This is a genomic window from Rhizobium herbae, assembly GCF_019511375.1.
Lineage (GTDB): Bacteria > Pseudomonadota > Alphaproteobacteria > Rhizobiales > Rhizobiaceae > Pararhizobium > Pararhizobium herbae_A.
On record NZ_JAEUAO010000001.1, the window covers coordinates 617825 to 632311 of the forward strand.

The following is a 14487-nucleotide window of genomic DNA, read 5'->3' on the forward strand; positions in this document are numbered from 1 at the left end:
CGATTAAATCAGGAATCCGCCATGACCGCGCACGCCAATCCGCTTTCCGACCTTCTCAACGCCAAGGGCGTGCTGCTCGCCGACGGCGCGACCGGCACCTCGCTGTTTGCGATGGGTCTGGAGGCAGGCGAAGCGCCGGAGCTCTGGAACGAGGCCAGGCCTGAAAACATCACCAAGCTGCACCAGGACTTCGTCGACGCCGGCGCGGATATCATCCTAACCAATTCGTTTGGCGGCACGCGCCACCGACTCAAGCTGCACCATGCCCAGGACCGCGTCCACGAGCTCAACAGGCGGGCCGCGGAAATCGCCCGCGCGGTCGCCGACAAGGCACCGCGCAAGGTGATCACCGCCGGTTCCGTTGGCCCGACCGGCGAGTTGCTGGTCCCGCTCGGTGCCATGACCTATGAGGATGCGGTCGACGCTTTCGTCGAGCAGATCGAGGGCCTGAAGGCCGGCGGCGCCGAAGTCGCCTGGATCGAGACGATGTCCTCTCCGGACGAGATCCGTGCGGCCGCTGAAGCAGCGGTGAAGGTCGGCCTTCCCTATGTCTACACCGGCTCGTTCGATACGGCCGGCAAGACGATGATGGGTCTGCATCCGAAGGATATCCACGCGGTAGCCGGGGATATCGGCGATGGCCCGGTCGCCACCGGCGCCAATTGCGGCGTCGGCGCCTCGGACATCCTCTCTTCGCTGCTGGACATGACTGAGTCCAACCCGGCCGCAGCGATTATCGTCAAGGGCAATTGCGGTATCCCGGAGTTCCGCGGCTCGGAAATCTACTATTCCGGCACCCCACCGCTGATGGCGGACTATGCCCGCCTTGCCCGCGATGCCGGCGCAAGGATCATCGGCGGCTGCTGCGGCACCTCCTGCGAGCACCTGGCGGCGATGCGCGTCGCGCTCGACACCTACGTGCCGGGCGAGCGGCCGACGGTCGAAACCATCGTCGAACGCATCGGCCCGTTGCGCAACAAGACCGCCAATGAAGCACCTGCGGCTCCTGCACGTGAACGCGCCGGCCGCCGCCGGGGGTGATACACGCGCCAAGCGGAATGTGACGGAGGCTCGGGACCGGACGGTTCCGAGCCTTTCTGTTTCGGTCCTGCCAATTTCACCCCGTCGAATCCAGTTTTGCCCCAGCCTGATCGGCTAGACGCTGAACTGTCACAAGACGAACAGGACGAGAGACGACCGACGATGCAGGCAGCAGCGACTTTTCCGGACCGCGATTCCGTTGCAGAAAAACTTTCAGCCCTTGGCGAGAGCGACCAGTCCTACCTGAAGCTGCTGATGGAGAATGCCGCACAGGACGAAAATGTGGTCGAGGGTCTCTACCGCCACTTGAGTCTTGCGGCGGAAGCCCGGCTGTTGAATTCGCTCAAGCTCGAAAGGCTGGGCGAATGGTTGGGCTCGAACGCCCCTGCCCGTCTGCAGATCCGCCTTATGGAAACGGCGCGCTCCAGTCAGCACGCTGCCTACCAGGCCTTCAGGACTGGCCTCGTCAGATCGGGAGGCCTCGAAAGGGCCTACCCGAAAGCCTGACCCTTCGCTGGCCTCATTCGGCACCGAGGCTCTTTGCCAAACGGACGAGGTTGAGGAACTCGGCGCGGTAGCCATAGGTGTCCTCCCCCTTGGCGCTCGCAGCCAGATTGAGGATCGAACCGTAGGGATAGGCCGACACGGCATCCGTTCCCCGCAGCTTCTGGCCAAAGGCCGCGACCGCAACGGAGAACCGCACATCCTGCCCTGCCTGCTGCAAAGACGGCACGGCATTGTCTTCCGTCACGGGCGTCGTGATCAGGCTGCTGGTGTTGCCGTCCGGCTTCTTGTAGCGGATTTTCAGGAAAGCCAGTTCGCCCGACTTCTCCACCGGATCGGCCTGTTGGGTTGCCGGCGCGACGCCGTAGCGCAGATCGTCGTTGAGGACCGCGGGGCTGCCCTTCGGCGTGATCTCGTAGATCGCTGTAACACGGTGGCCGGAGCCGATGTCGCCGGCGTCGACCCTGTCGTTGTTGAAGTCCTCACGCTTCAGGGCGCGGGTCTCATAGCCGATCAGCCGGTATTCGGCGATCTCGCGCGGATTGAACTCGACCTGGAACTTGACGTCCTTGGCGATCGGGAAGAGCGACGACCCCGCCTCCTCGACCAGTGACTTCTGCGCTTCGGCCAGCGTGTCGATATAGCTCGCCGTGCCGTTACCGTTCTGCGCCAGCGTCTGCATCAAGGCATCGTTGTAATTGCCGCGGCCAAAGCCAAGCACCGAGAGGAAGATGCCGCTCTTGCGCTTCTGTTCGATCGTCGCTTTCAGTTCCTCGTCGCTGGAAGGGCCGACATTGAAGTCGCCGTCGGTCGCCAGCATGATCCGGTTGACGCCGCCCTTGACAAAGGCCCGCTCCGCCAGATCGTAGGCCGCCTCCAGCCCCTGCGCTCCGGCCGTCGAACCGCCCGGCTGAAGCGTGTCGATCGCGGCCAGGATTTTAGCCTTGTCCCTGATCGCGGTCGGCTCGAGCACCGTGCCGGCATTGCCGGCATAAGTGACGATCGAAACCGTATCCTCCGGCTTCAGCTTGTCGACCATAAGGCGGAACGCGCTCTTCAGGAGCGGCAGCTTGTCGGGTTCATCCATGGACCCGGAAACATCAATCAGGAACACCAGGTTCGCGCGCGGCGCCGTTGCAGCCACCACGTCATACCCCTTGATCCCCACATGCATCAGCCGCGTATTGGCATTCCACGGCGTCGGCAGGACGGTGACCGTTGCCCTGAACGGTTCGGATTCGCTTTCCGGGCCCGGCCAGTCGTAGGGGAAATAATTGATCATCTCCTCGACGCGCACGCTGTCCGGGTCCGGCATCTCGCCCGCCATCAGCGCCTTGCGCACGAAGGAATAGGAAGCCGTGTCGACATCCGCCGAGAAGGTCGATACCGGATCGGTGGCGACGCTCTTGACGGGGTTGGTTTCGCCTGAGGTAAAGCGATCGCGGTTTTCTTCCGGCGGAGGCATTACGTCACTTGGGACGATGGACGGCGCGGGCATGCTGCGTATGGCAGAGCCTCCAGCCAACATTTCGATCCCACCCGCCGGAGACGGAGCAGCATGCCGTTCGCGGACGATTCCATAAGCGTCGTCAGTGACCATGCCGGTTTCTCTTTTCACGGCAATTTCCGCCTCAGCTTCTGCCACTGTGCTTGAGGCTTCCGGCGTTACCTGTTTTTCCGCTGCGACGTCGGTCGCGGGCTTTGCGGCAATTGCGCCCTTTGTCTCTGAGCCGTTCGATGCATCTTTGCCCACCACCTCGATTTGCTGCTCGCCCGTAGCGACCGGCAATCCATTGCGCGCCAGCTCCAGCGAGAGGAAAGCAGCGGCAGGCAGGACGAGCAGCGTGGCGAGTGCCGAGCCCGCGAGGAATTTCCTGTTCATGATGGGGCTCCATAGCCGGTTGAATATGGAGCTTTGACGCCGGTGTCCGGCGGTTCCTTGGGGTGCGCCCAAATTATTTTCGGCCTCGTCGAACGCCTGCATCGCAAGCGACAGCGCACGCGCGCGCGATTCGGACGACGGCGCCGGCGGCGTCATGTGGCCAAGATTCTTCAGTTCGTCGTTCATCATACCGTCTCCCTGCCAAGCAGGATCTTCAGGCGTTTGCGCGCCTCGTGCACATGCCAGGATACCGTCGCCTGCGAGCATCCCATGACCTCGGCCGCCGCGGAATGGCTGAGCCCCTCGCCATAGACGAGGAGCACCGCGTCGCCTTGTTTGTCGGGCAATTGCCGCACGGCCTCCCACAGCGCCTCGACCTGATCCTGATTGTCATTGGCGCAAGCGCTGGTCGGATCGGCGAGAAATCTCGCCGCATTGCGCTGTTCACGCGATCGGCTGCGCTGATGGTCGCGTGCCGCGTTCAGCGTCAACGCATAGAGCCAGGTGCGAAACCGGCTCGCACCGCGAAAGGCCCGGATGCCGTTCGCCAGCTTCAGGCAAACAGTCTGGGCAATATCCTCGGCATCGCTGACATTGCCGGACCAGCGCCACGCAACGGCATGCACAAAATCATAGTGCCGTTCCACAATCAGAGCGAAAGCGTTGCGGTCGCCCCTCTGCGCCCTTTCGATCAGTTCTTCGTCCAAGTTATCAGCCGGGATTTGTTGCAACTGGTATTGAGACGTTCGGCGACGACGAATCCTTTGGGCGACAGGCGAATTATTCTATTGGCCGGGCGCTTTTTTTCGTCACGGCGATGATCGGCCCCATCGGATGGGTATTGTCGTAGCGATTCATACTGGGCGCGAACAGGCTGGAGATCGAGCCATCCAGGAACAGCGCGTTGGCGCAATCGAGCTGATCGCGAAACAGCGTCGCGAAATCATGGAAGCGCACCGGTTCCAGCGAAATGGCGAAAACCGCTTTACCGTCGCGCGCGACACCGACGCCGTTGCGAATCTGCAGGCTGTCGCTTTGCGGCAGGAACGCAGGATGCAGCGTCCCCTCGATAACGAGCATCGGCCCGGACTGCGTCGCGAAATCCGGTTTGATCCCTGCCGCGACATAAGCCTCGGTCTCCATCACGCCGGCCCGGTCTCCCTGCAGGAAAAACACCCCGTTCGGCTTCAGATAGAAATTGCCCCAGCTTTTGCCGCGATCGATTGGCTTGCGCTCGACGCCGTCGGTGATCAGCAATCCGACAGAGCTGAGGTCCGCCTCGTACATGCCGCCGTTCATCGCAAATTCGAGATACTCGCCCTCCTGCCGCCGGTCGCGGACGAGGTTTTCAAAACCGCCATAGGGCCGACCGTCGTGGCCGCGATGGAAAATGCGGATGTCACTTGCGGCGGGGTCGAAGCTGCACACCGCATACGGTTGCGTTAGATGCATCACCTTACGGCATGCAGCAGCAGCGTCGTCAGCGGAAGGAGCAAAAGCAGTCATGGCCAACCCGATACTCCAGTAGCGGAACATCCAAATCCCTTTTCATGAGAGCATCCGAGTCTGCTCCGCGACAAAAGCAAAATGCCGGCCGACATGCTACACATTCAGGGCGGCCATATGAAACTGCAGCTGTTCCGGCTGATAACGGTACTGCACCCCGACCGGACAGGCATTGCGGGCGAGACATCCGCTCACCATGCAGCCGGCTTGCCCTTCCCCTGTTGCCAGATGCGCGCGACAGGGCGAGATCTGAAATCCGGTCGTCAGGACGGCAGCCGCCGGACAGGCCGAGAGGCAGGCCTTGCCGGAACAGTCGTCGCAGGGATGCTCATGGCGCACCGGCGGTGCAGCGACAAGAGCACCGCCAAAGCCGAGCGCACCGCGGTAGCCATGCCACAGGCCGTATTGCGGATGGATGAGGATGCCGAGAGGAGAAGGCCGCAGGCCCTCCGCGCGCATTGCCCATTGCTGGAAAGGCTGCCACGGCGGATCCGAAGGGAAATACGCCGTTGCGCCGAAATCTTGCGCGACCGGCTCGATCACAGCTTTCGACCAGGTGTCGAGCGGGTTGCGCGCGTCCTTGTTTGCCGGCGCATCGCGCCAGCGTTCGAATGCCGGCCAGATGGAACTGCCGATATTCCCAAGCAGGACGACGCTTGCAGCGGCCGCCCCCTCTTTCAGGACCGGTGCCCTGTCGCCATCGGCAAAATTGACGACGCCGCGCAAAAAAACTCCGTGCGGCTCAAGGACCGCACGGAGTTTCGTCAAAACGTCATTCGACGATGTCAGCGGGCCGCTCATTTCGGCTTCGGCCCCTGTCGGTCGTAATGCGGACGCCAGACCTCCTTCTGGATGAGGTCGGCCACCTGTGCCGCGCCGCCTTGCTCCCTGGCGTTCTCGGGCTCGCTTCAGGTGAAGGCGTCCGGCATCGAGTCTTTCTTGCGAGCGATATAGTCCTTGAGCGCGTCGTCGATCGCCGGATCGAGATGCGGTGCCTCGTAGTGCTCCAGCCAATTGCGGGCCAAGGCATTGGCGCGCTGCTCGATTCGCTTCTCGCCCTCGATTTCCCACTGCTCGAACGAGTTGTTGTCAGCAAGCGCCGAGCGATAGAATGCCGTCTGGAAGTTGGCCTGCGTATGGGCGCAGCCGAGATAGTGGCTGCCCGGACCGACCTCACGGATGGCGTCGAGCGCCTGTGCGTTTTCGGAGAGATCGACGCCTTCGGCCATCTTCTGCATCATGCCGAGCTGGTCCTGGTCGATCATGAACTTCTCGTAGGACGACACCAGACCGCCTTCCAGCCAGCCGGCGGCGTGCAGCGAGAAATTCGTGCCGGCAAGCAGCGTCATGTTGAGCGTGTTGGCCGACTCATGCGCCGCCTGCGCATCCGGAACCTTGGAGGCACAAAGCGAGCCGCCGGTGCGGAACGGCAGACCGAGCCGTCGCGCAAGCTGGGCGGCGCCGTAGGAGACCAGCGACGGCTCCGGCGTACCGAATGTCGGCGCACCGGACTGCATCGAAATCGAGGCTGCGAAGGTGCCGAACAGCACCGGCGCACCCTTGCGGATCAACTGGGTGAAGGAAGCGCCCGCCAGCACCTCGGCGAGGATCTGCGTCAGCGTCCCGGCCACCGTCACCGGGCTCATGGCGCCCGAAAGAATGAACGGGGAGATCACGGTCGCCTGGTTGTGACGCGCGTAGACCTTCAACGCGCCGACCATGGTCTCGTCGAACACCATCGGCGAATTGGCATTGATCAGGTTGAGCGTGACGCAGTTGTTTTCGACGAAGTCGTCACCAAACACCATCTTGGCCATGGCGATCGTGTCCTCGGCGCGCTCGGGCGCGGTCACGGAGCCCATGAACGGCTTGTCGGAATATTTGATATGGCTGTAGACCATGTCGAGATGGCGCTTGTTGACCGGAATATCGACCGGTTCGCAGACCGTCCCACCCGAGGAATGCATGGACGGCGCCATATAGGCGAGCTTCACGAAATTGCGGAAGTCTTCGATCGTCGCATAGCGCCGCACACCTTCGAGATCGCGCACGAAGGGAGGTCCGTAGACCGGCGCAAAGACGGTCGCCTTACCGCCGATCTGCACGCTGCGTTGAGGATTGCGGGCATGCCAGGTGAACACCGGCGGCGCGGACTTCAGAAGCTCGCGGCACAGGCCCTTCGGGAAATGCACCCGCTCGCCCTTGACGTCGGCCCCTGCTTCCTTCCACAGCGCCAATGCTTCGGCGTCCTCGCGGAATTCGATGCCGATTTCTTCGAGAACCGTGTCGGCGTTGCGCTCGATCAGCTGCAGGCCTTCTTCATCGAGAACCTCGTATTCACGGATCTTGCGGGTGATATAGGGAAGCGACGGACCAGCGCCGCCGCCGGTGCGCGAGGCGCGCCTTGCGGCCGCACCCCGTCCTTCGCCGCGCGAGCGGCGTCCGCCACCACTTTCTTCCGTGTGTTCCGTTACTTCGCTCATGTGCCATCCTCTCCCGCGCGTATCCTGCGCACTTGTCGAGCCTATGCTACCAAGCCTCGGCATCGGAACGGTTCTCTGTGCGCCAACAAGTGGCGCAACTCGGACACGGTCTTAACAGAGCGCCCTGCCCGAAGACAGAGCGCGCCGCATTTTCACCCATCCTGATGAACCGAAGGTGCAATATCTGGCAGAATCGTCGCCGGGCTGTCATATAAAACCTTGTTTTTGTTGAGTACAGAGAGCTGCGCTGCTGCATCACCCAGGCGCCGTCGTTTTTCGTCGCTTGCGACGTCGCATTCGAAAAGAGCTTTTGGAACCGACAAAGCTAAGTATAGTGCGTCCGTCCGGGAGGTTGAGCCGGGCAGCGCCAGGAACCGAGGAAACCTATCATGGCAGACGACGAAATCATTCTCGAGGATCTCTCCGACGACGAACTCGTGCAGCAGATGCATGACGACCTCTATGACGGGTTGAAGGAAGAGATCGAGGATGGCACCAACATCCTTCTGAAGCGCGGTTGGGAGCCTTACGACATCCTCACCCAGGCACTGGTCGAAGGCATGCGCATTGTCGGCATCGATTTCCGCGACGGCATCCTGTTCGTTCCCGAAGTTCTCTTGTCCGCCAACGCGATGAAGGCCGGCATGGCCATCCTGCGCCCGCTGCTTGCCGCCACCGGCGCGCCGAAGCAGGGCAAGGTGGTCATCGGCACCGTCAAGGGTGACATCCACGATATCGGCAAGAACCTCGTAGGCATGATGATGGAAGGTGCGGGCTTCGACGTGGTCGACCTCGGCATCAACAACCCCGTCGAAAACTATCTCGACGCCATCGAGCGCGAAAAGCCGGACATTCTCGGGATGTCGGCGCTGTTGACGACAACCATGCCTTATATGAAGGTCGTGATCGACACGATGAAGGAAAAGGGCGTGCGCGACGACTACGTCGTTCTCGTCGGCGGCGCGCCGCTCAACGAGGAATTCGGCAAGGCCGTTGGCGCCGACGCCTATTGCCGCGATGCCGCCGTTGCCGTCGAAACCGCGAAGGACTTCATGAAGCGCAAGCACAATCAGCTGTCCGGCGCCTGATCAAAACCCGATTTGACCATGTGAAACCGGCCGCGCTGATGAAAAGAGCGGCCGGTTTTCCTATATATCGGGCTAACGTTAGTTGGCAGCGCGATTGACCTTACGGCCGGCATCCTGGGTTGCATCCACCGCGTTGGCCGTATCCGCGCCCATGCCGCGGATCGTGTTGCCGCATGAGGCGAGCGTGGTGATCGAAAAAAGCACGATGCCGATGGTGGCGAGTGTCTTGGCTGTCATGGCTTGGGTTCCTTGAACTGAACAGGTGGGCAAGATGGCAGAATCATTTCCTGCTATGCAACGCGCGAAAGCGGAAAAAGTTCACGTCATCGGTTGTGGTGCGATTGCCCGCGAAATCCTCGCCGTGTGCGAAGCAAACGGGCTCGACCACGTCGACCTCATATGCTTGCCCGCGATCTGGCACAACACCCCGGAAAAGATCACCCCCGGCATCAAAGCGGCGATCCACAAGGCGCGCGCCGAAGGGTTCAGCCGCATCTTCATCGCCTATGCCGATTGCGGCACCGGCGGCCTCTTGGACAGGCTCTGCGAAGAGGAAAAGGTCGAGCGCATTGCCGGGCCGCACTGTTATTCCTTCTTTGCCGGCAATGCCGCCTTCGCTTCCCGCTGGGAGGACGATTTCACGTCGTTTTTTCTGACGGATTTCCTCGCCCGCCAGTTCGAAGCGTTCGTGATCGAGCCCTTGGGACTGGACCGCCATCCGGAGCTGCGCGACGTCTATTTCGGCCACTACAAGAAGCTCGTCTACCTGTCGCAGGTCGAGGATGAGAAGCTGCAGCAAAAAGCGAGAGCTGCGGCAGAAGCGCTCGGTCTCGCTTATGAATACCGCTTTACCGGTTTTGGCGACCTGACTCCGGCTCTGCTTCACGCCTGACATTTCCCAGTCCGGAAACCATCTGTTAGCCCTGCGTCGAATTTTGCCGCGCTGATCACATTTGATTTAAGTGCATCGTAACGGCTGCCCGCGACACTCCCTGGACAAACACAACAAACGGGGACGGGGATGACGGACACTTTCGCAACGGCGGCACTGCCACGGACTGACGCGCGCAGCCACCCGCAACAGCTTTCCCAGCTTCTGCGTAACCTGTCGCTCACCGCCGGACCGAAGATCACGCTGCGCGATCTCGCCGTTGCCATGGAAGATCGATCGTTCGGTGCATTTCTCGTCGTCTTTGCCCTTCCCAACCTCATCCCGCTGCCGCCTGGCTCCACCTTCATTCTCGGCCTGCCGCTGATCTTCGTCGCCTGGCAGATGCTCGCATCGCGGCACGCCCGTATCTGGCTGCCGAAGCGCATGGGTGACTACGCCTTCGAAAACGCCACTTTCTTCGTCTTCGTCAACCGCATCTCGCCCTGGCTGCAGCGCGCCGAGACGCTGATCAAGCCGCGCGGCTGGTTTCTCGGTGGACGACTGGCCGAACGGGTGATCGGCCTCTTGGCCCTGATCCTCGCGATCGTGATCTTCCTGCCTATTCCCTTCGGCAACTGGCTTCCCGCCTTCGCTCTCGCCGTCATCGGCTTTGCCCATATGGAGCGGGATGGCCTCGGGCTTGTGGCCGGCGCGCTGATCGGCGTCGTGTCACTGATCCTGGCCGGCACCATCATTGCCGCTGCGGCGGCGGTCCTGACGTTCGTCGTCTGAAGATTGCAGCGATGGAAGCGGTACGAGACCAAACCATTGTGATCGTGACGGCGGGTGGGCGAAATCCGCAGGTGCTGATCAATGCGCTCAATGCCCGTTTTGCCAAGATCACGGTTCTCATCGAACAGCAGGAATCAAAGGCGCTCTTCCTGAAGCGCCGCGCCCGCAAACTCGGCTGGATAATCGCTGCCGGCCAGTTCGCGACGATGGCGGTGTCGAAGTTCGGAAAACGGTTCACCGAGCAGCGTGCCCAAGACATCCTGCGCGATTATGGCGTTAGTGATGCGGTCGACACAGCAGTCCCGGTCATTGAAATCGAGTCGATCAACAGCACGTCCGCGATCGGGCACATCCGCCGAATCGGGCCCGCTGTCGTGTTCCTGGTCAGCTGCCGCATGCTCTCGGCTTCGACGCTGGCTGCCATGCCCTGCCCGGTTATCAATTTTCATGCCGGCATCAACCCGCAATATCGCGGCCTGATGGGCGGCTACTGGGCGCGTGTCGAGAACGACGAGGCGAATTTCGGCGCGACCGTGCATCTCGTCGATGCGGGTGTCGATACCGGCGACATTCTCTATCAGTCGCGCATGACGCCGTCGAAAAGCGACACGTTGCACACCTACCCGCTGCTGCAGACCGCAGCCTCGACCGACATCGTGATTCGCGCCGTCGAAGACGTCCTTTCCGGTACCCTCAAGCCCTTGCCCGCAAACGGGACTTCCCGCCAATGGTACCACCCGCCGATCTGGACATGGCTGTGGAACGGCTTCACGCGCGGCATCTGGTAGTTATACCCTCAGCATGGACAATGGGTCGCTTTTGAGCATGACGCGCGTCGTGCCAAGGTGAGCCATGAGGCGCATAGATGCGCATTGTCGGCCAAGAGGAGAATTCGGGCATATGGCAGACCGCATTATCGTTTACTGGCGTGACATTCCCGCGCAGGTCATCATCAAGCAGGGCCGCAAGAGCGCCAAGCGCGAACTCAGCCTGCGTTTTACCGAGGCGATCGACATGTGCGCCATGCGCACCGGCGCCGCCGACAGCGGCGATTATCTCGCCGAATGGCGCAAGGCCGATCCGGTCCCGGTATCCGACGACCTGGAGGCGGAAGCCGAGAAGGCGGCCTCAGAGCTCGAAGCAGCCTACGACAGGGAGCGTCTCGTCGCCCTCGTCAAATCCGGTGGTAAAGACAATGGCTGATCCAAAACCCGGCAATGCCGCTCCCGCCAAGAAGGCCGCGACCGGCGCCTATACACCCTCCGGCGTCTCGCCCAATCGCCGCGCGCGCCGCAGCTACACGATCCGCCTTTGGGCGGTGCGACATTCGCGTTTCCTCGAATGGTTCTACAGCCGCTTCGCCGACATGTTCCTGCTGCTTCATCCTCTGTGGAAGGCGCTCGGCTATAACCGGGTGGAAACGCCGATCACCTTCGTCGAGCGCAACGTCAAGGGCCTGCTGTTCGACTGTCGCATGTGCGGCCAATGCGTGTTGTCGTCGACCGGCATGTCATGTCCGATGAACTGCCCGAAGCAACTGCGCAACGGCCCCTGCGGCGGCGTGCGCGCCAATGGCAACTGCGAAGTGGAGCCGGACATGCCCTGCGTCTGGGTCAAGGCCTGGGAAGGCTCGCGCAACATGGTGAGGGGCGATGCGATCATGAACGTGCAGAAGCCCGTCAATCAGTCGCTCAGGGAAACCTCCTCCTGGCTGCGCGTCACCGCGCAGGCCGCCGAAGCCCGCGAAGCAGCCGCGGCAGCACGCAAGGACGCATGACGCATGGCCCATATCGATGAAAATCCGCTCGGCCGCCATCTGCCGCTCGACCCCCTGCCCGGCCACTCCTCGCGCGGCCGGCTGGAGCGCGTGTTGCGCCGCGGCGAATTTGCCGTCACGGCCGAACTGAACCCGCCCGACAGCGCCAATCCGGAAGACGTCTACGAACGCGCCGCGATCTTCGAAGGCTGGGTCGACGGCATCAATGCGGTCGATGCATCCGGCGCCAATTGCCATATGTCGTCGGTGGGGATCTGCGCGCTGCTGACCCGCATGGGCTATGCGCCGATCATGCAGATCGCCTGCCGCGACAAGAACCGCATCGCCATCCAGGGCGACGTGCTCGGGGCCGCCGCCATGGGCGTCACCAATATCATGTGCCTGACCGGCGACGGCGTGCAGGCCGGCGACCAGCCTGGCGCGAAACCGGTTTTCGACCTCGACTGCATGTCGCTGCTCGAAACCGTGCGCATCATGCGCGACAATTCGAAATTCCTGTCGGGCCGCAAGCTGACGTCGCCGCCGCAGGTCTTCCTCGGCGCGGCGATCAACCCGTTTGCACCGCCCTACGACTTCCGCCCCCACCGTCTTGCCAAGAAGATCGAGGCCGGCGCGCAATTCGTCCAGAGCCAGTATTGCTTCGATGTTCCGATGTTTAAGGAATACATGAAGAAGGTCCGCGATCTCGGGCTCGACGAAAAATGCTTCATCCTCGTCGGGGTCGGTCCCATGGCATCGGCCAGAACCGCCAACTGGATCCGCAACAACGTGCCGGGCATCCACATCCCCGACGCCGTGATCAAGCGGCTGGAAGGCGCGCAGGACCAGAAGAAGGAAGGCAAGCAGCTCTGCATCGACATCATCAACGAGGTGAAGGACATCAAGGGCGTCTCCGGTGTCCACGTGATGGCCTACCGGCAGGAGGAATATGTTGCCGAGATCGTCCACGAGTCGGGCGTGCTGAAGGGCCGCACGCCCTGGAAGCGCGAAGAAAATCCGGGCGACAGCATGGTGGCCGAGCGGCTGGAGCATCTCAAGGAAGGCAAGCCGGAAAATCAGGAAGAGATGGCCGAGATCGCAGCTCACCATCCGCATTGACAATGCCAGTGAACAACCAGGGCGTCGCCACATCCGCGCCTATCGCAAACCATTCCGGCGCAGTACACAAGAACGCGCCCCACCGACCCAGAGGATCAGTATGACCCGCACCATCGTTGCCTCCGCCACTCGCGAAATCATCATCGGCTTCGACCAGCCCTTCTGCGTCATCGGTGAACGCATCAACCCCACCGGCCGCAAGAAGCTCGCCGCCGAGATGATCGAAGGCAATTTCGAGACGGTCATCAAGGATGCGCTGGAACAGGTGGCAGCAGGCGCCACGATGCTCGACGTCAATGCCGGCGTCACCTCCGTCAATCCGAACGAGACCGAACCGGGCTTGCTCGTCCAGACGCTGGAAATCGTCCAGGGCCTCGTCGACGTGCCGCTGTCCATCGACAGCTCGGTCACCGCCGCAATCGAAGCCGGCCTGCGGGTCGCCAAGGGCCGGCCGCTGGTCAACTCCGTCACCGGTGAAGAAGAAAAGCTCGAGGCCATCCTGCCGCTCGTCAAGAAGTACGATGTTCCGGTCGTTGCCATCTCCAACGACGAGACCGGTATTTCCATGGATCCCGACGTTCGTTTCGCCGTTGCGAAAAAAATTGTCGAGCGGGCGATGGATCATGGTATCAAGCCGCATGACATCGTTGTCGATCCGCTCGTGATGCCGATCGGCGCCCTGGGCGATGCCGGCCGTCAGGTCTTCGCGCTGCTGCACCGGCTGCGCAACGAACTGAAGGTCAACACCACCTGCGGCCTGTCGAACATCTCGTTCGGCCTGCCGCATCGCCACGGCATCAATGCCGGCTTCATCCCCATGGTTATCGGTGCGGGCATGACGTCGGCGATCATGAACCCCTGCCGCCCGCAGGAAATGGAAGCGGTGCGTGCAGCCAACGTGCTGAACGGCACCGATCCCAACTGCGGCAACTGGATCATGACCTATCGTGATCACAAGCCGGCCGAAGGCGGCGCTGTTGCCGCAGCAGCATCCCCGGCAGGCGCCGGCGGTGGCCGCCGCGGCGGACGCGCCGGCCGTGCCGGCGCAAACGCAAGGGCGGAATGACCGCCCGGAAAGAGACAGCCCGTGAATGCCGACCTTATCGATGAATTCGCCGTCCTCTGGTTCCAGGCACCGCTGGTCATGTCGAGCCGCATGCAGGATTTCGCCTGGGCCGGCGTTCTCGGCGGCTCGAACGAAATGGGCCGAATGGTGACGGAAAAGGTCGCTGCCGCATTTGAAAGCGTCTCGGACGTGAATGTCGCGCTCGTCAAGGAAAGCATTGCCACGGCTGCCGCATTCGCCACCGGCACTTTCGCGGGCATGCCGGGTGCATCCGATCGCGTGGCGGTGGCCGCGCTCATACCATACGGCAAGAGGGTCCGGGCCAATGTACGGCGTCTCACCAGATAGGAATGACCTGATCGTGTCGGCACAGGAAAAC

17 protein-coding genes are annotated in these 14487 nt (G+C 62.1%); 11 read left to right on the forward strand and 6 right to left on the reverse strand.

Translation table 11 applies throughout. The annotated features are described in order from the left end of the window. Nucleotides 1-21: 21 nt before the first annotated feature. Together bmt and JNB71_RS02985 are read left to right on the forward strand one after the other, a co-directional pair. Nucleotides 22-1041, forward strand: coding sequence for a betaine--homocysteine S-methyltransferase (gene bmt / locus JNB71_RS02980; protein WP_220370339.1), 1020 nt, complete (start codon nt 22-24; stop codon nt 1039-1041). A 162-nt stretch (nt 1042-1203) separates the two neighbouring features. After that, complete coding sequence (locus JNB71_RS02985) at nt 1204-1548, forward strand: hypothetical protein (protein ID WP_220370340.1); 345 nt, start codon at nt 1204-1206, stop codon at nt 1546-1548. Between the two features lie 13 nt (nt 1549-1561). Here the strand turns inward: JNB71_RS02985 and JNB71_RS02990 are convergent, their stop codons facing one another. The 5 genes from JNB71_RS02990 to JNB71_RS03010 all read right to left on the reverse strand — a co-directional run bounded on the left by JNB71_RS02990 (nt 1562) and on the right by JNB71_RS03010 (nt 7416). Next, nucleotides 1562-3616 carry a vWA domain-containing protein gene (locus JNB71_RS02990; RefSeq protein WP_220370341.1) on the reverse strand — a complete coding sequence of 685 codons (2055 nt, stop codon included), beginning with the start codon at nt 3614-3616 and terminating at the stop codon, nt 1562-1564. Beyond that, nucleotides 3613-4134 (reverse strand): RNA polymerase sigma factor, encoded by a 522-nt coding sequence (locus tag JNB71_RS02995; RefSeq protein ID WP_220370342.1) that lies wholly within the window; start codon nt 4132-4134, stop codon nt 3613-3615. The genes JNB71_RS02990 and JNB71_RS02995 overlap by 4 nt, the downstream gene beginning before the upstream one ends. A 73-nt stretch (nt 4135-4207) precedes the next feature. Next, nucleotides 4208-4933: a phosphodiester glycosidase family protein gene (locus JNB71_RS03000; RefSeq protein ID WP_223215730.1), complete on the reverse strand. Its 726-nt coding sequence runs from the start codon at nt 4931-4933 to the stop codon at nt 4208-4210. A 96-nt stretch (nt 4934-5029) separates the two neighbouring features. After that, nucleotides 5030-5734, reverse strand: a complete 705-nt coding sequence (locus JNB71_RS03005) for a ferredoxin (RefSeq protein WP_220370344.1) — start codon at nt 5732-5734, stop codon at nt 5030-5032. Nucleotides 5735-5841: 107 nt separating this feature from the next. Next, the gene (locus JNB71_RS03010) at nt 5842-7416 is read right to left on the reverse strand and encodes a trimethylamine methyltransferase family protein (RefSeq protein WP_220370345.1); all 1575 of its coding nucleotides are present in this window, start codon (nt 7414-7416) and stop codon (nt 5842-5844) included. Between the two features lie 389 nt (nt 7417-7805). Between JNB71_RS03010 and JNB71_RS03015 the strand changes: the two genes are divergently transcribed. Beyond that, complete coding sequence (locus tag JNB71_RS03015) at nt 7806-8504, forward strand: corrinoid protein (RefSeq protein ID WP_220370346.1); 699 nt, start codon at nt 7806-7808, stop codon at nt 8502-8504. A 78-nt stretch (nt 8505-8582) separates the two neighbouring features. Here the strand turns inward: JNB71_RS03015 and JNB71_RS03020 are convergent, their stop codons facing one another. Further along, complete coding sequence (locus tag JNB71_RS03020; RefSeq protein ID WP_220370347.1) at nt 8583-8741, reverse strand: entericidin; 159 nt, start codon at nt 8739-8741, stop codon at nt 8583-8585. A gap of 55 nt (nt 8742-8796) precedes the next feature. Here JNB71_RS03020 and JNB71_RS03025 point away from each other — a divergent pair, with 55 nt between their 5' ends. From JNB71_RS03025 to JNB71_RS03060, 8 genes are all read left to right on the forward strand, one after another. Further along, nucleotides 8797-9396, forward strand: a complete 600-nt coding sequence (locus tag JNB71_RS03025; protein WP_223215731.1) for a DUF1638 domain-containing protein — start codon at nt 8797-8799, stop codon at nt 9394-9396. A gap of 129 nt (nt 9397-9525) precedes the next feature. Further along, nucleotides 9526-10167 (forward strand): exopolysaccharide biosynthesis protein, encoded by a 642-nt coding sequence (locus JNB71_RS03030; protein ID WP_220370349.1) that lies wholly within the window; start codon nt 9526-9528, stop codon nt 10165-10167. An 11-nt stretch (nt 10168-10178) separates the two neighbouring features. Further along, nucleotides 10179-10955, forward strand: a complete 777-nt coding sequence (locus JNB71_RS03035; protein ID WP_220370350.1) for a formyl transferase — start codon at nt 10179-10181, stop codon at nt 10953-10955. Between the two features lie 112 nt (nt 10956-11067). After that, complete coding sequence (locus tag JNB71_RS03040) at nt 11068-11370, forward strand: virulence factor (protein WP_220370351.1); 303 nt, start codon at nt 11068-11070, stop codon at nt 11368-11370. Next, nucleotides 11363-11944, forward strand: coding sequence for a methylenetetrahydrofolate reductase C-terminal domain-containing protein (locus JNB71_RS03045; protein WP_220370352.1), 582 nt, complete (start codon nt 11363-11365; stop codon nt 11942-11944). The genes JNB71_RS03040 and JNB71_RS03045 overlap by 8 nt, the downstream gene beginning before the upstream one ends. 3 nt (nt 11945-11947) lie before the next feature. Further along, nucleotides 11948-13042 carry a methylenetetrahydrofolate reductase gene (locus JNB71_RS03050; protein ID WP_220370353.1) on the forward strand — a complete coding sequence of 365 codons (1095 nt, stop codon included), beginning with the start codon at nt 11948-11950 and terminating at the stop codon, nt 13040-13042. 100 nt (nt 13043-13142) lie between these two features. After that, nucleotides 13143-14108 carry a methyltetrahydrofolate cobalamin methyltransferase gene (locus tag JNB71_RS03055; protein ID WP_220370354.1) on the forward strand — a complete coding sequence of 322 codons (966 nt, stop codon included), beginning with the start codon at nt 13143-13145 and terminating at the stop codon, nt 14106-14108. 21 nt (nt 14109-14129) lie between these two features. Next, nucleotides 14130-14456: a hypothetical protein gene (locus tag JNB71_RS03060; protein WP_220370355.1), complete on the forward strand. Its 327-nt coding sequence runs from the start codon at nt 14130-14132 to the stop codon at nt 14454-14456. The last annotated feature ends 31 nt before the right edge of the window (nt 14457-14487 follow it).

Bases quoted from the DNA above. Each gene is read 5' to 3' on its own strand.
- bmt (WP_220370339.1), top strand. From the start codon at position 22: ATGACCGCGCACGCCAATCCGCTTTCCGACCTTCTCAACGCCAAGGGC.
- JNB71_RS02985 (WP_220370340.1), top strand. From the start codon at position 1,204: ATGCAGGCAGCAGCGACTTTTCCGGACCGCGATTCCGTTGCAGAAAAA.
- JNB71_RS02990 (WP_220370341.1), bottom strand. From the start codon at position 3,616: ATGATGAACGACGAACTGAAGAATCTTGGCCACATGACGCCGCCGGCG.
- JNB71_RS03000 (WP_223215730.1), bottom strand. From the start codon at position 4,933: ATGACTGCTTTTGCTCCTTCCGCTGACGACGCTGCTGCTGCATGCCGT.
- JNB71_RS03005 (WP_220370344.1), bottom strand. From the start codon at position 5,734: ATGAGCGGCCCGCTGACATCGTCGAATGACGTTTTGACGAAACTCCGT.
- JNB71_RS03010 (WP_220370345.1), bottom strand. From the start codon at position 7,416: ATGAGCGAAGTAACGGAACACACGGAAGAAAGTGGTGGCGGACGCCGC.
- JNB71_RS03015 (WP_220370346.1), top strand. From the start codon at position 7,806: ATGGCAGACGACGAAATCATTCTCGAGGATCTCTCCGACGACGAACTC.
- JNB71_RS03020 (WP_220370347.1), bottom strand. From the start codon at position 8,741: ATGACAGCCAAGACACTCGCCACCATCGGCATCGTGCTTTTTTCGATC.
- JNB71_RS03025 (WP_223215731.1), top strand. From the start codon at position 8,797: ATGCAACGCGCGAAAGCGGAAAAAGTTCACGTCATCGGTTGTGGTGCG.
- JNB71_RS03030 (WP_220370349.1), top strand. From the start codon at position 9,526: ATGACGGACACTTTCGCAACGGCGGCACTGCCACGGACTGACGCGCGC.
- JNB71_RS03035 (WP_220370350.1), top strand. From the start codon at position 10,179: ATGGAAGCGGTACGAGACCAAACCATTGTGATCGTGACGGCGGGTGGG.
- JNB71_RS03040 (WP_220370351.1), top strand. From the start codon at position 11,068: ATGGCAGACCGCATTATCGTTTACTGGCGTGACATTCCCGCGCAGGTC.
- JNB71_RS03045 (WP_220370352.1), top strand. From the start codon at position 11,363: ATGGCTGATCCAAAACCCGGCAATGCCGCTCCCGCCAAGAAGGCCGCG.
- JNB71_RS03050 (WP_220370353.1), top strand. From the start codon at position 11,948: ATGGCCCATATCGATGAAAATCCGCTCGGCCGCCATCTGCCGCTCGAC.
- JNB71_RS03055 (WP_220370354.1), top strand. From the start codon at position 13,143: ATGACCCGCACCATCGTTGCCTCCGCCACTCGCGAAATCATCATCGGC.